Source organism: Streptomyces sp. NPDC002125, assembly GCF_053593715.1.
In genome coordinates, this window is the sequence record NZ_JBSFDD010000011.1 from 201,959 (window position 1) to 218,255 (window position 16,297).

Annotated in this window: 16 protein-coding genes, 1 tRNA gene and 1 pseudogene; 9 read left to right on the forward strand and 9 right to left on the reverse strand. The window is 67.6% G+C overall.

Annotation, left to right across the window (positions count from 1 at the left end):
- Positions 1 to 144 precede the first annotated feature (144 nt).
- Entirely contained in the window at positions 145 to 1,068 is a 924-nt protein-coding gene (locus ACWCQM_RS20845; protein WP_450916649.1) for a LysR substrate-binding domain-containing protein, read from the forward strand.
- A 214-nt stretch (positions 1,069 to 1,282) separates the two neighbouring features.
- Here the strand turns inward: ACWCQM_RS20845 and ACWCQM_RS20850 are convergent, their stop codons facing one another.
- From ACWCQM_RS20850 to ACWCQM_RS20865, 4 genes and pseudogenes are all read right to left on the reverse strand, one after another.
- On the reverse strand, positions 1,283 to 2,740 hold the full coding sequence (locus tag ACWCQM_RS20850; RefSeq protein WP_450916650.1) for a VCBS repeat-containing protein: 1,458 nt from the start codon (positions 2,738 to 2,740) through the stop codon (positions 1,283 to 1,285).
- A gap of 478 nt (positions 2,741 to 3,218) precedes the next feature.
- Positions 3,219 to 3,349: pseudogene (locus ACWCQM_RS20855) on the reverse strand (WbqC family protein); the annotation flags it as partial.
- A 94-nt stretch (positions 3,350 to 3,443) separates the two neighbouring features.
- Entirely contained in the window at positions 3,444 to 4,112 is a 669-nt protein-coding gene (locus ACWCQM_RS20860) for a YdcF family protein (RefSeq protein WP_450916651.1), read from the reverse strand.
- Positions 4,113 to 4,126: 14 nt separating this feature from the next.
- Positions 4,127 to 5,227 (reverse strand): helix-turn-helix domain-containing protein, encoded by a 1,101-nt coding sequence (locus ACWCQM_RS20865; RefSeq protein WP_450916652.1) that lies wholly within the window; start codon positions 5,225 to 5,227, stop codon positions 4,127 to 4,129.
- Positions 5,228 to 5,379: 152 nt separating this feature from the next.
- On the opposite strand from ACWCQM_RS20865, the gene ACWCQM_RS20870 reads away from it, so the two are divergent.
- The 4 genes from ACWCQM_RS20870 (at position 5,380) to ACWCQM_RS20885 (ending at position 8,286) form a co-directional block, all read left to right on the forward strand.
- Entirely contained in the window at positions 5,380 to 5,808 is a 429-nt protein-coding gene (locus ACWCQM_RS20870) for a hypothetical protein (RefSeq protein WP_450916653.1), read from the forward strand.
- A gap of 8 nt (positions 5,809 to 5,816) precedes the next feature.
- Positions 5,817 to 6,218 (forward strand): ATP-binding protein, encoded by a 402-nt coding sequence (locus tag ACWCQM_RS20875; protein ID WP_450916654.1) that lies wholly within the window; start codon positions 5,817 to 5,819, stop codon positions 6,216 to 6,218.
- Positions 6,219 to 6,739: 521 nt separating this feature from the next.
- Complete coding sequence (locus ACWCQM_RS20880; protein ID WP_450916655.1) at positions 6,740 to 7,861, forward strand: adenosylhomocysteinase; 1,122 nt, start codon at positions 6,740 to 6,742, stop codon at positions 7,859 to 7,861.
- Between the two features lie 5 nt (positions 7,862 to 7,866).
- On the forward strand, positions 7,867 to 8,286 hold the full coding sequence (locus tag ACWCQM_RS20885; RefSeq protein ID WP_450916656.1) for an NUDIX domain-containing protein: 420 nt from the start codon (positions 7,867 to 7,869) through the stop codon (positions 8,284 to 8,286).
- A gap of 522 nt (positions 8,287 to 8,808) precedes the next feature.
- Here the strand turns inward: ACWCQM_RS20885 and ACWCQM_RS20890 are convergent.
- The 4 genes from ACWCQM_RS20890 to ACWCQM_RS20905 all read right to left on the reverse strand — a co-directional run bounded on the left by ACWCQM_RS20890 (position 8,809) and on the right by ACWCQM_RS20905 (position 12,546).
- Entirely contained in the window at positions 8,809 to 9,873 is a 1,065-nt protein-coding gene (locus ACWCQM_RS20890) for a hypothetical protein (RefSeq protein ID WP_450916657.1), read from the reverse strand.
- A gap of 1,235 nt (positions 9,874 to 11,108) precedes the next feature.
- The gene (locus ACWCQM_RS20895) at positions 11,109 to 11,435 is read right to left on the reverse strand and encodes a helix-turn-helix domain-containing protein (RefSeq protein WP_302000680.1); all 327 of its coding nucleotides are present in this window, start codon (positions 11,433 to 11,435) and stop codon (positions 11,109 to 11,111) included.
- Positions 11,432 to 12,004 (reverse strand): tyrosine-type recombinase/integrase, encoded by a 573-nt coding sequence (locus tag ACWCQM_RS20900; RefSeq protein ID WP_450916658.1) that lies wholly within the window; start codon positions 12,002 to 12,004, stop codon positions 11,432 to 11,434. The genes ACWCQM_RS20895 and ACWCQM_RS20900 overlap by 4 nt, the downstream gene beginning before the upstream one ends.
- Positions 12,005 to 12,009: 5 nt before the next feature.
- Positions 12,010 to 12,546: a hypothetical protein gene (locus ACWCQM_RS20905; RefSeq protein ID WP_450916659.1), complete on the reverse strand. Its 537-nt coding sequence runs from the start codon at positions 12,544 to 12,546 to the stop codon at positions 12,010 to 12,012.
- A 144-nt stretch (positions 12,547 to 12,690) separates the two neighbouring features.
- On the opposite strand from ACWCQM_RS20905, the gene ACWCQM_RS20910 reads away from it, so the two are divergent.
- From ACWCQM_RS20910 to ACWCQM_RS20920, 3 genes are all read left to right on the forward strand, one after another.
- A complete protein-coding gene (locus ACWCQM_RS20910) occupies positions 12,691 to 12,912 on the forward strand; it encodes a hypothetical protein (protein WP_450916660.1) in 222 nt (73 codons plus the stop codon).
- Positions 12,913 to 13,410: 498 nt separating this feature from the next.
- Positions 13,411 to 13,905, forward strand: a complete 495-nt coding sequence (locus ACWCQM_RS20915; protein WP_450916661.1) for a WbqC family protein — start codon at positions 13,411 to 13,413, stop codon at positions 13,903 to 13,905.
- A gap of 171 nt (positions 13,906 to 14,076) precedes the next feature.
- Positions 14,077 to 14,664, forward strand: a complete 588-nt coding sequence (locus ACWCQM_RS20920; RefSeq protein ID WP_450916662.1) for a class IV adenylate cyclase — start codon at positions 14,077 to 14,079, stop codon at positions 14,662 to 14,664.
- A 200-nt stretch (positions 14,665 to 14,864) separates the two neighbouring features.
- Here ACWCQM_RS20920 and ACWCQM_RS20925 read toward each other — a convergent pair.
- Positions 14,865 to 14,939 (reverse strand) — tRNA-Thr (locus ACWCQM_RS20925).
- 177 nt (positions 14,940 to 15,116) lie between these two features.
- On the opposite strand from ACWCQM_RS20925, the gene ACWCQM_RS20930 reads away from it, so the two are divergent.
- A complete protein-coding gene (locus tag ACWCQM_RS20930) occupies positions 15,117 to 16,253 on the forward strand; it encodes an ABC transporter ATP-binding protein (protein ID WP_073743645.1) in 1,137 nt (378 codons plus the stop codon).
- Positions 16,254 to 16,297: the final 44 nt, after the last annotated feature.

A 16,297-nucleotide genomic window follows, 5' to 3' on the forward strand; every position in this document is an offset into this window, starting at 1 on the left:
GATGGTGGAAGGGTGGCGCCGCGGTGCCGGAGGCCTCCGTCGGCGGCACCTTCACCCTCGGCCAGGGCACCTGACCGGAACAACGGCGAAGATCTGCACGTTCGTTCAGTCAGGCTTACCGATCCGGTTCATCTGGGGGAACTGATGGAACGCGACGAGATCGAATGCTTCCTGCTGCTCGCCGACGAGCTGCACTTCGGCCGCACCGCCGACCGGATGCGGCTCTCCCGCGCGCGGGTGAGCCAGCTGGTGCAGCGCCTGGAGCGGCGCGTCGGCGCACCGTTGTTCGTACGCACCAGCCGCCGCGTCGCCCTCACCTCGCTGGGCCGGCAGCTGCGAGCGGACCTCGAACCACACCACCGCGCGATAGAGGCCGCCCTCGCGCGTGCCGCCGCCACCGCACGCGGCATCGACACCGTGCTGCACGTCGGGTTCTCCAACCCGCTGACCGGCGAGATCGCGCTCAAGGCGGCGGAGGCCCTGCGGGTCAGCCACCCCGGTCTCGCCGTGGAGATCTGCGAGGTCCCGCTGACCGATCCGTTCGGGCAGCTGCGCAGCGGCGCGTTCGACATCCAGCTCCAGGAGCACCCGGTGCGCGAGGACGACCTCAGCGGCGGCCCGGCGCTCCTCGCGGAGGAGCGCGTCCTCGCCGTCCCCTCGTCGCACCCGCTCGCCGCACGGGAGTCGGTGTCGATGGAGGACCTCGCCGGCGTGCCCCTGCTCACGATCGAGGGCGAGCTGCCTGACTACTGGCTGGAGCAGCACGTCCCCACGCACACACCAGGAGGACGGCCGATCGGACGCGGGCCGGCCGTGACCCAGATGCAGGAGGCGTTGACGCTGGTCGCGGGCGGCAGGGGTGCCCTGCTCACAGCCGCGCACACCACGACGTACTACACGCGCCCGGGCATCGTGTACCTCCCCTTCGCCGACGCGGAACCCGTCGGATACGGCCTGGTATGGCGGGCCGGGAACACCACCCGCGCCCTGGAGGCCTTCGCCGGAGCGACCCGAGCAGCGGCGGGCGAGGTGACCCGGGGCGACCCGAGAACGGAACTGCCGGTCTGACGCCCCCACCGGGCACACCGGACCCGGAACAGCAGAAACCCCAGGTCACGGGCTAGGTGACCTGGGGTTCCGGTAGAGCCCCTAATCGGACTCGGACCGACGACGTACGCATGACGAGTTGTCGGATCCTGTGAGCGCCGTGTACCTGATCCATGGCGTCGTCCGGGCAACTACGGGCGGTACGGCATCTGGGGACTGCCACCCGTATGGCGTGTCAGATCACCCAGAGCAGCCCGTTGCCGCCCAGGAGAGTGCCGTTCTGCTGGGTGAGGCCGACGGAGGACGCGGTGAACATGCGACTGCCCGCGGCTGTCGGTCCGGAGGTGCCGCCGGGGAAGACCCAAACGGCACCCGTGGAGTTGTTCTCGCCGGCCGCTCCGACGAACAACTCGGCTTTGCCGTCCTTGTTCACGTCACCCGCGGCGACCGTCGTACCGAAGAAGTCGTCGACCTCCGAGCCGCCGGGGACACCTGCTGTGTCCTGCGTGAAGGCGTACGCCCCGGTGCCGAGGGCGCCCGTGCGCCGCCCGGGGACGACGGTCACCTGCCCGGCCCGTCCGACCTTCCCGATGGCTTCGTACGGCGCCCCGACCACGATGTCAGCGAGCCCGTCACGGTTGAGGTCGGCAACCGCCAAGGCGCCGCCGAAGGCGTCGTACTTCTCACTCCCGCCGGGGACACCAGCGGTCGCCTGCGTTACCTGGACGGGGGCCGCGTCGGCCGCGATGCCGAGCGCCGAGCCGTACCAGACCAGGACGCGACCGCCCAGCGCGCCGTCGACCCCGGCGACTTCGGGTTCGTCCGGGTCGCCGACCACGAGATCGGCGAATCCATCACCGTTGAGGTCGCCGGTCGCGGAGATAAGGCCGTTGCCCTTCTGGAGACCGGGTGACACACCGGGCTTGTGGACCTGGTTCTCGGGATTCACGAAGACCAGGCCACCGGAGAGACCACCGTAGCGGTAGGTGACGTTCACATGGTCCTGGGCTCCGTCCCCGTTGAAGTCGCCGAGCGCCACTGACTCGCCCCAGGACATGTCCGCCGGCATGGCCGCGTTGCCGAACGATCCGGTGCGACCGAAGGGGCCGCTGAAGCGGACGGTCCCGTGCCAGCCGCCCGCCAGGACTTCGGTCTTCACTCCCGGGCCGGCGCTGACAGCTGCCAGGTCCAGACCGTAGTACAGCGGATCACTCGCCGGTGTCGGCAGGTTGGTGCCTGCCGTGAGACCGGTGCTGCTCCCCCACAGCACCGTCACCGTCCCGGCATCGGTCCCCTGGGTCGTGTCCTCGTAGGGCGAGGACACGATCAGGTCCGCGTACCCGTCGCGGTTCAGGTCCGCCGTGGCGGTGGCGGCACCGAACCGGTCGTACGCCTCGGCGGCGCCCGGCACTCCTGCGGTGTTCTGCGTAATGATCTTCCGCTGGGCCGTCGACAGTCCCGCCTTCGCCCCGTACATCACGACGACCGCACCGGCCGCCTCCTTGCCCGCCACATCGGCGCCGGGGGCGGGCAGGACGGCGTCACGGTAGCCGTCGCCGTTGAAGTCACCGGGTACCGCCCCGTGCACGGCAGCCGCGGGAGTGGCCGGCAGCAAGGTGCCGCCTATCAGGCCGGCGACCAGGAGGGCAGCGGCTCTCCATCTGCGCCCGGTCAGAACACGGTTCATTCTCATGCTGAGCCCCCTCCGCCCCGGGCACACCTCCCGTGCACCCGAACAACGCGACGGATCATAAAGGCGTGTGGGGCACTGTGGCCGGGCGGGGAGGTCGTAGAAGCCTTGGCCGGGGCCGTGCGGTGACCCGGACAACAGAAAACCCCAGGTCACGGGCTATGTGTCCTGGGGTTCCGGTAGAGCCCCCTGTCGGATTCGAACCGACGACCTACGCATTACCAGGGCCTGCATGATCGTGACGGGTGCTGCTCTTTGGTCACCCTCGGTCCAATTATCCCAGGTCAGGGACTTGCCGATCTCGCTGACGTGCCACGCAATCCAACAGGTGCTATCCCGTCCGCTCACGCATCGCTCGCGCAATCCCGACCCTACGCACGAGGCCAGGAGTTGACGTGAGCCGATTCTGCATCTCCTCGATGCGACACCGCATCGCGTCCGCTTTCTGCTCTTCGCACCGGAGCTTCATGCGTTTCGGATCGAGCGTCGGACGTCCGTGGGGGAGGCGAGTAGGGATGGTGAGCCACTGCCGACCACCCGGTTCGTCGAGGATCCCGAGGCGGGCTCGGTGCTGGCGATCGCGGCGGCGAACTGCACGTCGTTGAGGACGATTCAGTAGTCCGCCGCGAACAGCTTGGCCAGCGTAGTCAGTCTCGGAAAGAGGTTGGGCTGGTGGATAACGCACAGTCCGCCCGGCTCCGGCAGGTCAGGAAGCGATGAGGCGGCTGGTGAAACCGTCGTGGATGAGGGATTTGTACGCTCCATGCACGCCCTCCGGGACCTTCTGCTCGATGGCGAATCCGAGCTTCGGATACTCGGTGACCCGCTGGAGGTCACCGACGAGCATGTCCAGGACGAGCTTCTCGTCGCCGATGGACTTCACGTAGTCGTCGAACTCCAGCGGCTCCGACGCGCAGAGGATCTCGACGTCGGGCCACAGCTTGCGGGCGGTCGCGAACGACCGCCGTTCCATATAGGGCTTGGAGACCAACAGCACCGTGGTCGGGGTGATGCCGGCGGCGGTGAGGACCTCGCGGGAGAGGGTGATGTTCTGCCCCGTGTTACCGGCCTTCGGTTCCAGCAGGATCGCTTCGGCGGGGACGCCCAGACCGAGGGCGTGCTCGCGGTAGTGGACGGCCTCGCCGCGCGGGAAGGCCTTGGCGGTGGTGGGGCTGTTGCCGCCGGTGAAGACCAGGGTCGGGAAGAGCCCGGCGCGGTACAGGTCGGCGGAGTGGGTGGCGACGCCGAGGTCGTGGCTGCCCAGCCCGATCGCCACGTCGACCGGCCGCAGTTGGTGGTGCATCTGGTGGTAGTCCCAGATCAGCGCGGCCCGGCGCCGCTGGTCCTCGGTGATGGCCTGCTGGTTGTCGCTCACGCATTTCTCCCTGGTCACCGTCGCCGGGGGGCGGTGGGCCCCTCGCTCATGGCCTTGATGCCCTCGATACTGCGCAGTTGGTGCACGAGTCCGTACTGCGCGGCCGTGCGGGTGGCTCGATCGAGGACGAGGAGTCCATCATCTCGGGTCGCTGTGTCGGAGAGCAGGATGTGGCCATGGGCGGTGTCCAGCCGAACGCGTTGCATCGGTGAGTCGGTGGCGCCACTGCTGCGGGCGATGTCGATGAAGTGCAGGGCTTGGGTGAGGTCGCCGGCGCCACGGCGGGCGAGGGCGAGTTTCTGGTGGGCCACCGACCAGTCGTCGGGTTCGGTGAGGTCCTCGAAGTCGCGGGTCGCGGCCTGCATGACGCGAGTCGCGTAGTCGTGCCGACCGTTCTTGCTCAGCGCGGTACCCACCCACAGGCGGGCCCTGGCACGATCACGGCGGGAAAGCCGGTCGTCGACGGCGAGGGTTTCGTATTGGCGGGCAGCGATCTCCAACTTGCCGGACATCTCCGTGACCACCGCGAGCGAGAGATCGAGCTGGGCGACACGACGTGGGATGTCGAGTTGGGTGAAGACCGCGCGGGCTCCGGCGTAGGAGTGGTGGGCGGAGAGCGGGCCGAGCACTGAGCCTTGGTCGCGTTTGAGGTCACCGAGCAGCGCGTTCGAGCGGGCGAAGAGGTACAGGCCCTTTTCGTCCAGTTCCCGGGCGTCGAACCGCACCAGCCAGCGGTTGAGCAGGCTGTCGGCGAAGGCGAAGTTCTGGCGGGCGAGCGCGACCACGACGCGGTCCAGGTCGTCCGTCCACGACTCGTACTCCCAGGCTCGGGGGCCGGAGGTGGTGACCCGGCGGCCGGCGCCTGGCACGGTGCTGGCCATCTCGGACAGGAGTGTCTCGAAGCGCAGGTGGGCGTGGGCGTCGGCGCGTCCGAGGGCGGTGTCGAGGATTGCCTGGGTGTCGGGTCTGGGCTCGGTTTCGGCGCGCTTGCTCTCCCACTTCGAGACCGTTGCGACGGCCACGCCGAGGTGCTCGGCAAAGGCCCGCACGCTCAAACGCAGGGCGAGACGCAGAGCCCTGGCCTCCAAGCCGGTCCAATGGTGCACGGTTGCCACGCCTCACTCCCTTCCGCCGTCATCGAAGCAGATGGCTGGGGGTGGCGGGACGGAAGTGGAACGGAAGTAGAACGGCAAGTGATTGGCCCGGAGTTCGGGGTCCTCCATGCTCAGGATCATCACCCCGTGTCGACTCTTTGGACGGTCCCCGCATGGAACCCCTCACGGAGCATCGCCTGGTCAGCGGCCCCGTCGTCTACGGCTTTCTGCGGCTCGTGCGGGTCTCCGAAGCCCGACAGGAGGCGCTTGCCGCCTCGCTCGCCGAGTACTGCCGTAGTCACGAACTGGAGCTTTCCGGCGTCTTCACCGAACGCGAGGCGAGTGCCGGCCCCGGCTCGGCGGCCTTCACCGGCCTGCTGGACGTGTTGGCCCTGCCGGACGTCTATGGCGTACTCGCCCCGGCCGCATCACACCTTGGCCCGAGAGCGATAGCCGCTGAACGCGGCCGGTGGATCAAGGCGGCCGGCTCCCGGCTGCTGCTGGTCCGCCGACCCCACCCTGCATGCAAGCCAACCGCCCCCAGCCTGGTGGCCTGCCGCCACAGCCCCGAAACCGCGAGCCTCTTGGAGACCGAGACATGAGGACAGCCATGATCGAGACGGCACAGCGCTTCTTCAGGGCCCACCCCGAATCCGTCGGACAGGCAAGGAAATTCGCTCACGAGACCCTGACCGAATGGGGCCTGGCGGAGCGGGTCGACGACATTCGCCTCTGCGTATCCGAGCTGGCGACCAACGCGCTGGTCCACGGCACTGTCTCCGACCACGGATTCCTGGTCCGCCTCGAAATCGAGGACGACGTCGTGTGCCTGGAGGTGCACGACAGCCGCCGTCGACGCCTCCGGCCCCGCCAGGCCGCCAGCACCGACCTGTCCGGCCGTGGTCTGACCCTCGTGGCCGAGCTCTCCGACGAGTGGGGAGTGCGCGACCGTGCACCGCTCGGAAAGATCGTTTGGTCCTGCTTCAAGGCCGCAGGAGGGAGGACCACGTGAGCACCATCCACACGTCGGCCGGCCCTGACCTTCGGCTACTGGTTTCGCTCTCCGCCTGGACCTGGGCCGGGCACCGGACCGGACGGCCGTGAACTCGCCCACATCCTGATCGCCCACAGTCCTGCTTCCGCTCTTTCCGCCTCTACTGAAGCGCCGGAAGCCCGCATGCGGCGTCTCGCAGACAGCCTTGGCGGACTGGGCGGGGCGGGGGACGTGGTCCGTGGTGTCGGCCGCTGCCTGCACATCCTCGGCCACCACGTGTTTCTGCACTTCCCAGGCGTCTCCCGCAGGATGCGGGCTGCCGAGCCTCCCTGACTGGACGGCGCTGGTCGCTTGCACCGGCACAGCCGTTCTCTTACTCGGTCTGGAACCGCTGTCGCAGTCCGCCGACGCTTCTCAGCTCGACACCTATCTGAATCTCGCCAGCGCGACCGACCGGCTGCTGGTCGGACTCGCCCGCAGCCGCTGAAGCCCGGGAACTTCCTGCACGGTCCCGGTTATACGGATGAGAGGCACCTACCGTGGAAACCTTCGAACGCGCCAAGCTGGATGCATACTTCGCGCGGATCGCCGCCCAGTTCGCCCCCGACGAGCAGACCTCGTCGTTCCTGATCACCCACCTGCTGGCTGAGCGTCCCGCATTCGTCCGCGCCGTTGCCGCGATGACCCGGCTGACGGCGGTGCTGCCCAAGCCGAAGTCCGTACACCCGGCTGCCCAGCGAGAGACCGAGCGGACCGTTGTCGTCGACACCCTGACCCGCGAACTGTTCACCGACCCGGACACCGCGCTGGACTACTTCGAATCCCGGGCCGCCGGAGAATCCGTCTCCCTCCTCGATGTCGGCGGCTACTTCGCCCCCACCCTCACCGACCTCCACAGCCGCTTCACCGGGCGCCTGGTCGGTGTCGTCGAGGACACCGAGAACGGCCACCGCCGCTACGAGGCCCTCGACAAATTGCCCTGTCCCGTCGTCTCGGTGGCCCGCTCCCCGCTCAAGGACCCCGAGGACTACCTCGTCGGTCAATCCGTCGTGTTCTCCACCGAGGCCGTCATGCGCGGGCGCGGCGACATCCTCCACGGCCGCCCCGCCCTCGTGATCGGCTTCGGCAAACTCGGCTCCTCCATCGCCCGACTCCTTCACGCCAAGGGTGTCCAGGTCACCGTCTTCGACATCAACCCCGTACGCCGCACCCAGGCCCTGTCCCAGGGCTTCACCGTCGCACGCGACCGCGAGACCGCGCTCACCGGCGCCGGCCTGGTGCTCTGCGCGACCGGCGCGGTCTCCTTGCGCGGCGAGGACTTCTCCCACCTGCGCAACGGCGCCTACATCGCCACCGTCACCTCCAGCGAGGACGAGCTCGACCTCGCCGGCTTGCCGGACGTCTACACCCGCACGGTCGTTGGGGACCACGTCACCCGCTACCAGACCACCGGCCATTACTTCTATCTGGCGAACGGCGGCAACGCCGTCAACTTCATCCACGGCGCAAGCGTTGGACCGTTCATCTTCCTGATCCAGGCCGAGATCCTCGCCGCGATCAGGATGCTCACCCGCGGGGACCTCACCCCTGGCATCCACGAGGTCTCCGCACCCGACCGCGAGGCCATCGCGGCGACCTGGCTCTCCTACTTCAACAGGTGATCACCATGCCCATCACGGCGAACCACATCCGCGCGACCATCACCGCGTACCTCGACCAGCACCCCGAGGACAAGCACGAGATCGCCGTCGTCCAGGGCCTCCTCGACGACGGTAACGACCTCACCAGCCACAAGTCCCTGCCGGGCCACGCCACCGCAGGCGCGATCCTCGTGGGCCGCGACGGCCGTGTCCTGCACATCCTCCACAACGCCACCGGCAAATGGCTGCTGCCCGGCGGCCACATCGAGCCTTCCGACGACACGCTCCTGCAAGCCGCCGGCCGTGAACTGACCGAGGAAACCGGCATCCCGTCCCACGTCGTCACTCCGCACAGCGAGATCCCGGACTGGGGAAGAGGCAGTGTTCCAACCCTGCACTATTCGGGTCGGAACAAGCTCACTGCCTATGCCTCGGGTGAGCCTTGAGGATCGTTGGCGGCTGGGCTAGCGTTCGAGGACTTGCCAGTACCAGCACCTTCAGGAAGTCGACATGCCTCGCCGAACACCGGGCGAGATCAGGTCTCAGCTGCCGCTTCGGGACACAAGGCACGCCAGGCGAACCGTCATACGAGGGCTGTCAGCTTCAGCGAACCGACAGATAGCTGCATTCGAGCGCGAGCGAGGCTTGCCGAGGGGCGATGTCGCACTCGCCTTCCAACGCTGGGCTCTGCGTGCCGGGCGACCCCGTAGTGCTGAAGAGTGGCGCTACGGGTACTCCGACGTCCCAACCGGGCACATCCGCACACTGCTGGAAGTGACGGCTCGGAACCTGCGTTCACGAGCGCGGCGAGAGCTGCGAGCCGCGCTGGCTCCCGTCGACGCCCGGATCCTCGGCAGAACGGTTAACGACCCGTTCGCTCCACAGGATCTTCCCTGGTGGCAACGGCGCATCGAAATTTGAGTCGGTCCTTTTGCCCGGGAGAAGGGGGGCAGGGTCTGATGCCTGCATCATTCCTGGAGCGCGAGGTAGTCGGTCCAGTTCTGTTGGGCGAATTTGGCCCACTGGAAGGCGGTGGAGGCCGAGAGGCCGAAGAGGTCGCTGACCACGATCGGCGGCAGCTCGGTGATGGCTGTGATCATTGCCGTGTTGCGTGCCGCACGGGTGGGGAGATCGTGGTTCCGCAGTCGTTTGATGAGGTGGCTGGCGCTCAGGGGGCGACCTGCGTGTCGACCAGGGAGAAGGTAGTCGGGCCCGGAAGACGCGCGGGGCTTGAGCATCGAGCTGGCCTGCGGGCTGGCTATGTGGGCCTTGATGAGCCGGGCCAGCGTCGGAGGCAGCAGCACAGGGTGGCGATCGATGGTGAGGAAGGCGCCGGCGTCGTCCAGTTGGAACTGGGAGGTGGTGATCTCTTTGATGCGCGAGATGGGGAGTGCGTAGAGGCGGATCAGGGCTCCCACGATGCGGAGTTCTCGGGGCAGAGCCTCGTCTGTGAGGCATCTCCGCAGCTGTTGCTCGTGCTCGTCGTCCGTCTGGAAGTTCGCAGGGAATCCCTTGCGGGCGAGTTGTGTATCGAGCGGTCGGGTCAGCTTTCGCTTCGTGAGCCATCGGACGAAGGAGTGCACAGCTTGCCGTCGGGTGGGGTTCTGCGTGAACCACAGATCCAGGTCCTCTTGGTGCAGGTCCGGGAGGGTGAGCTGGTGCTGGTCGAGCCAGTTCAGCAACAGGATTGCGGCTCGGATGTTGCCACGGTCGGCCTTCGCGGCGCCGGGAGTGTAGCGTCCGCGCTCCGCTCGGCGGCGTGCGTCCTTGATGACGTGCCATTCCGCGAAGGGGCTGACGATCCGGGACTGGGGCGGGGGCAGGGCCTCGAGGGTGGCTCTCGCCCAGAGCTCGAGCCGGGCGAAGGTCTCGTGGCGTTCGGGGAGGGCTCCGGTCATGACGAGGTGGTGCCGGACGTTGCGGGTGACGGTGCTCTGAGGCAACCGATCGAGGAGCCCATGGGTGATCTCGGTGTACTCCGTGGTGAGTTCGTCGAGGAGTCCGGCCGCGGCGCTGGTCCGCAGCCAGCTCATGACCGACCAGGGCTTCTCCGCTCGGGTGAGCGCGTCGGCAAGGGGCTGAAACGGCGGGGCGATCGTGCCATCGGGTCCTGCGAGAAGTTGGGCGACTCGATCGGTGATAGCACAGCGGGTGCATCGGCCGTGGGCGTAGATGTCGCCGGGGTAGTCACATTGTCTGCAGGTCGTGTGCAGGTCAGGGCGTCCGCTGCAGGGGCCGCAGAGGTCCCCGCCCTCCGAGGTGCGTCCCGCGGCTATGCGGGTGTTGCCGCATTCGACGCAGGTTCGGGGGGTGCGCCGGCGATGGTGGTAGCAGGTGCTGCAGAGGACGCCGACCGGGTAGGTCGCGGTCACAGGCTTGGACTCGCCGCAGTCAGCGCAGGTCCTTGGCGTCCGAGGCTGGCAGCTGTGACAGAGGAAGGTGCCGCCTCTGCGAACGGCGCCTCGGCGTTGATGGCCGCACGCCTCACAGACCGCGATGTGATGGCGCGAGCACGGCTCGCAGATGTCAGGGCTCGTGTCCGTTGCTCGGATCTTGATGGTGGTGGTCTGTCCGCAGACGCCGCATGGGCGCGTCGGCCGTTCGTAGCAGCGGGGGCAGATCGGACCGGCGTCTGTGATGGTGCTGGCGCGGGCGACGGTGCCGCAGTGGACGCAGGAGCGTTCAGGGCGAGGGACGCAGGAGGAACAGAGGTTCGTGCCGTCCGGGCGCCGGCTGGTGGGGCGAATTCGCTGGCAGCGGTCGCACTGACGGTGGTTGACGGGGTCCTTCTGGAAGCAGGAGCGGCAGACCGGGCCGTCTGCCGTACGGCTGTGGATGCGGATTTGGCGTTCGCATCGGGTGCACTGCTGAAGGCGGTCACGTTCGGCGCACCAGTTGCAGAGACGCCCGACGGACGAGTTGCGAGGCAACGGGTCGTCGGTGCGTCCGCAGCGTGCGCAGGCGAGCCTGGTGACGGCGAAGCCTGCCGCGGCCAGTTCCAGCAGGAGCCTGGGAAGGGCTGCCGGGCTGTGAGACTTCGGTGCGGTGAGCGCGTCAGGGTGTTCGGCCAGGTGGGCTGCCAAAGCTCGGGCCGGCCGAGGCTCCCAGGCGTTGGCTGCCTCCAGGATGCGCTGAGCGTCGCTGGAGGTGAGTTGTGATCCGGCAACGGCCTGGACGCGGCCCATCAAGTCGGTTCTGCATCTTGTCAGTTCGGCCTGGTTGCGGCGCACCCTCGTGTTGGCCCGGCTGGGCCGACTCACTGGAGCGCTCACGTGCCTGGGCGGCGGACGACCGTCCGGCGCGGTTGCGTGGGCGGGGCGACGTCGGAGTCACCGCCAGCTGTCTTGCGGACCTGAACGTTGACGACTTCGGGCTTGATGAGGTCGTTGGGTGTGCAGTCGAGGATGTCGCAGAGGGCCACCAGGGTGTCCATGCTCATGCGCTGCGGGGCCTGGGTGACCAGGCGGTAGACCTGTTCGCGCGAGAGCTGGATTCCGCGTTCGGCGAGCAGGGGAACCAGGTCGGTGGTCTGGAACATGCCGCGTTCGGCCATCAGCTGACGCAGCTGCCAGTGGTATCCCATCTTCTTGATCACGCGGTCACGTCCCAGACGTCGCCCAGCCGGTTCTTCAACGCCGCCTCCAGCAGGTTGTTGCGGTACTCGTTCGACACTCCCATATAGATCGCCGTCGTGGATGCGTGAGAGTGCCCGACCTGCTCTTGGACGAATCGTGCTGGGTATCCGAACTCGGTGAGATGGGTGATGTAGCTGTGGCGAAGGCAGTGCAGGTCCAGATCCGGATCCAGCCCGGCCGCCTCGCGCGCGGCGGTGAAGGCGGAGTTGATCGACCGAGGCGACAGGCGTCCCGCGCGCTCGGTGACCCACAGTGCCGGGTGGCGTCCCGGGACCAGATGTGGGCGTATCTCGGCCTGCCAGTGCTTCAGGACCTCGACCACCCAGTCCATCTCCGGGACGGTCAGGACCATCCGTCGCTTCGGCGGAGCACCCTTCGACGACTTGCCGAAGCGCACCATCATCGAGCCGAAGTTCCCGAAGTCCGGCGCTTGTCTGTTGCACCGCAGGTCCACGAGGTCCAGACGCGACGCTTCGGTTCGCCGTATGCCGAAGGCGTAGACGGTTTTGATGACGGCTGCGTCCCGCATCGCTGTCAGGGCGCCCTTGCGTCCCTGTCCCCGGATCTTGACGGCAGGGCGTCAGCGGCGTCGAACAGGGCCTGGACCTCGTCGTAGGTCAGCGGCCGACGCCGAGGGTCTCCCTCGTACTCGACCGTGTGCATCACCGAGTTGCCTTCGTGGAAGACCTCTTGAGGCACCTCACCGAACCGCTCTTCGCAGACCTTGAGCCAGTCGTAGCGACTGTCCCTCAGGTACTCGACGAAGAGACTGATGATGACTTCGTAGCCGCGGGCGGTCGACATCTGGATCGGCGTCTGGCCACCTCGCAAGTCTGCGATGAATGCCTCGCCCTCCGCTGGCGTCCACTGCCACGGATAGAGCCCGGTTAACTCCTCGAACCGCTCGATCAGCCGCCGCCGCGGGTCGATCGTCGAGCTCTTCAGAAAGCGAGCCGACTGCTGCCTCGCCCACCCATCGAGCATGGCCTTGAACACCGCGGCCGCCGGGTCCAGATGAACCACATTCCGGGCGAGGACAAGGGAGGCCGAACCCGGCGCTGTCGCACTCACGCCGCTGTTGTATCAGGTGCAACATTGTTGAATCAATACGCAGCAGCCCAGGTCAAGGCCGTGCCGCTTCAACCGTTCCCTTTCCATCGACGCGCCGGAGCAGCCAAAATGGCGTCCTCACCACTAGACGGAATGTTGCATCCAATGCAACTCATCCCGTTTCTGCACATCGACGTCCACCCCATCGACGCCAACCCCGCAAAGGGCGAACCCGCCCACCAGCACTTCGACTTCCGGTTCCTGTTCCATACCACTGCCGACATCGGCGAACTGCAGACCGAAGAGGTCACGGATGCCGCTTGGCGCACTATGGAGAGCCTGGCTGACGAGCAACTGGTGAGGCGGGTTGCACGCGCGCTTCGTTGACCCATGACGGGTCGGGGCTGCCCGGACTTGAGGCGCAGCGGCAAGGGTAGAGCGTGCCGCCGGACGCAGGGTGGCTGTGCCCCGTCATCACGGTGCACTCGACGAGTGTGGGCGTCGAGTGCACCGTAAATCCGCGCGCCCCTTGCAGGCATACCCGCGCGGCCAAGGGCGCGGACCGCCTCTGGTCTCCAGAACATAACCTCAGGCCAGGGGGATGAAACGGCGCGGACGAGTCGCACCGACAGACATCGAACTCGCCGCATAACCGCACCACCCGGCAGGGATGCCTTGACGAACGACATAGAGGCTCCCCCCGGCGAGCGATCAGCTGCTACGAAATCCGCGCAGGGTTCGGCGGCCCCGACGACAGCGGTGCGGACGCCGACCCTGCCGTGAACAACGGCTGCAGAGCTGCCTGGAACTGGCCCTCGACACGCAGTCAAAAGTTGCCCATGAAGGCGCTGGCCACGCTCCGCGCCCCGGTCTGGTGCTGACATATTGATCCGGGACACGTTGATCGACGGTTCCGACCGGGCGTGCCGCAGAACTGCGGGAATGCTGCGGCAGTACTACGGTTCGAGCCCTCACTGGCCCGCACTCTCACGTGCCCTGGCCCCGGCACTGGATGCCTTCGGTACGGGCCGGACCGCCGCAGTCGCCGAAACCTCAACCCGTGCTCTGATCGGACTGCTCGGCTGGCAGGGCAAGATCCTCACCAGCAGCGATCTGTCATCCCGGCCCGGCCGCTCCCAGCGGCTCGCCGATCTCTCCGCCATAACCGGTGCCCGCTCCTATCTCTGCGGGGCCGGCGGCATGACATACCTCGACCCAACACCGTTCGCCGCCGAGGACATCGCCGTCACGCCGTTCCGGCCGCCGACGACCGACATCTGGGCCTCCGGCCGAACTCTCAGTTCGCTCGGGGCATTGGCGGCACTCGGCCCGCAGGAGTTGGCCACGATCATGCAGAGGCTCGCCTCGGACCACGCCTGATGGCGACCGCCGCTCGACCGCCACGGAGCGGCCCCCTCAGGCTCGCCGTCGGCATCGACGTCACGATCGTGTCCGACACTCTCGGCCACAGCGATGCCGGCTCCAGGACCACACACCGGATGGGCCGGCTTCTCGCGGCCCGCACCCCCTCCTAGCACGAAGGACGAACCTGTGAAGCATGAGTACGAGGCCAAGTTCCTCGCCATCGACGTCACCGGCCTCCAGACCCAGCTGACCGCCCTGGGCGCCACCCAAGCCTTCCCGCGCACCCTTTTGACTCGCAAGATCTTCGAGAACGACGCACTCGAAGGAGGAGCCTGGGTGCGGCTGCGGGACGAGGGCACCCGATCGACGCTCACGCTCAAGCAGGTCACCGACGCCACCACGATCAACGGCACCACCGAGATCGAGACCGAGGTCACGGACCTGCACGCCATGGCCGAGATCCTGCGCAGCCTCGGCATGCGCGAGGTCCGGAATCAGGAGAACTACCGCGAGGAATGGCGCCTCGGAGAGGTCGCCTTCGACTTCGACACCTGGCCGGACCTCCCCACCTTCGTCGAGATCGAGGGCCCCGACGAGGCATCGGTCCGCCAGGCAGCCGCCCTGCTCGACCTCGACTACTCCGCAGCGCGTTTCGGCAGCGTCGATGAGATCTACAAGGGCGAATCCGGCAGGGACATCCTGGCCGAGCCCACTCTCCTCTTCTCCGACGCCGGCAAGCAGGCTTCGGCCAGGGCAGCTGTCCCGAGCGAGTGAGCTTGAGAACCGATCTGTGCTGATGGAGCCGACCGTGGCACCTCGGGTCATACCTGGCGTCGCCGAGTTCGCGCGGCAGTGTGCCCGCCGCGGCAGACAGCTCACGCAGGCATAGTCACGGCGCCCTGGCCGTGTGACCTGCCATGCCCCGAGCAGCAAAAACCCCAGGTCACAGGCTATGTGACCTGGGGTTCCGGTAGAGCCCCCTGTCGGATTCGAACCGACGACCTACGCATTACAAGTGCGTTGCTCTGGCCGGACTGAGCTAAGGAGGCATCGGGGAGCATTGTAACCAACACCGGGACCGGAACCCGCGCCATATTCGTGACCTCGGACCTACTGACAGAACCGAAAACGCCAGGTAGCGTCACGGCAGGCCCACTCAAGTGGTCCCACCACTCCCTTACTCGGATCGTCCGGCACGTTCCTGCCGGTGGAGGAGAAGAACCGTCATGGCCAGTGTTACGTTCGACAAGGCTTCCCGCGTCTACCCCGGCTCCACGAAGCCGGCCGTGGACCAGCTCGAGATCGACATCGAGGACGGCGAGTTCCTCGTCCTCGTCGGTCCTTCCGGTTGTGGCAAGTCGACCTCCCTGCGCATGCTCGCGGGTCTCGAGGACGTCAACGGCGGCGCGATCCGCATCGGTGACCGCGACGTCACGCACCTGCCCCCGAAGGACCGGGACATCGCCATGGTGTTCCAGAACTACGCGCTCTACCCGCACATGTCCGTCGCGGACAACATGGGCTTCGCGCTCAAGATCGCCGGTGTGAACAAGACCGAGATCCGGGCGAAGGTCGAAGAGGCCGCCAAGATGCTGGACCTCACCGACTACCTGGACCGCAAGCCGAAGGCGCTCTCCGGTGGTCAGCGTCAGCGTGTGGCGATGGGCCGCGCGATCGTGCGTGAGCCGCAGGTCTTCCTCATGGACGAGCCGCTGTCGAACCTCGACGCCAAGCTCCGTGTGTCGACGCGTACGCAGATCGCCTCGCTCCAGCGCCGTCTCGGCATCACCACCGTCTACGTCACCCACGACCAGGTCGAGGCCCTCACCATGGGTGACCGCGTCGCGGTCCTCAAGGACGGTCTGCTCCAGCAGGTCGACTCGCCGCGCAACATGTACGACCGCCCGGCGAACCTCTTCGTGGCCGGCTTCATCGGCTCCCCGGCGATGAACCTCGTCGAGGTCCCGATCACCGACGGCGGCGTGAAGTTCGGCAACAGCGTCGTCCCGGTCTCCCGCGAGGCGCTCACCGCCGCCGCGAACCGTGGTGACACCACCGTCACGGTCGGTATCCGCCCGGAGCACTTCGACATCGTCGAGCACGGTGGCGCCGCCGCGACCGGCCTCTCCAAGGCCTCCTCGGACGCCCCGGCCGGTCTGGCCGTCTCCGTCAACGTCGTCGAGGAGCTCGGCGCCGACGGTTTCGTCTACGGTGCCGCGCAGGTCGGTGGCGAGCACAAGGACCTGGTCGTCCGCGTCGGCGGCCGTGCCGTCCCGGAGAAGGGCACCGAGCTGCACGTCGTGCCGCGCCCGGACGAGCTGCACGTCTTCGCGACGTCGACCGGTGAGCGCCTGACCGCCTGATCCGCCCGGCCTCCCCAGCCTGTCGCTTCGGCCCCGCGCCCTTT

What these genes read in the sequence shown, in the direction of transcription:
- ACWCQM_RS20910 (WP_450916660.1), top strand. Translation starts at nt 12,691, where the DNA reads ATGCAACTCATCCCGTTTCTGCACATCGACGTCCACCCCATCGACGCC.
- ACWCQM_RS20890 (WP_450916657.1), bottom strand. Translation starts at nt 9,873, where the DNA reads ATGAGCTGGCTGCGGACCAGCGCCGCGGCCGGACTCCTCGACGAACTC.
- ACWCQM_RS20870 (WP_450916653.1), top strand. Translation starts at nt 5,380, where the DNA reads ATGGAACCCCTCACGGAGCATCGCCTGGTCAGCGGCCCCGTCGTCTAC.
- ACWCQM_RS20900 (WP_450916658.1), bottom strand. Translation starts at nt 12,004, where the DNA reads ATGCGGGACGCAGCCGTCATCAAAACCGTCTACGCCTTCGGCATACGG.
- ACWCQM_RS20845 (WP_450916649.1), top strand. Translation starts at nt 145, where the DNA reads ATGGAACGCGACGAGATCGAATGCTTCCTGCTGCTCGCCGACGAGCTG.
- ACWCQM_RS20875 (WP_450916654.1), top strand. Translation starts at nt 5,817, where the DNA reads ATGATCGAGACGGCACAGCGCTTCTTCAGGGCCCACCCCGAATCCGTC.
- ACWCQM_RS20930 (WP_073743645.1), top strand. Translation starts at nt 15,117, where the DNA reads ATGGCCAGTGTTACGTTCGACAAGGCTTCCCGCGTCTACCCCGGCTCC.
- ACWCQM_RS20850 (WP_450916650.1), bottom strand. Translation starts at nt 2,740, where the DNA reads ATGAGAATGAACCGTGTTCTGACCGGGCGCAGATGGAGAGCCGCTGCC.
- ACWCQM_RS20885 (WP_450916656.1), top strand. Translation starts at nt 7,867, where the DNA reads ATGCCCATCACGGCGAACCACATCCGCGCGACCATCACCGCGTACCTC.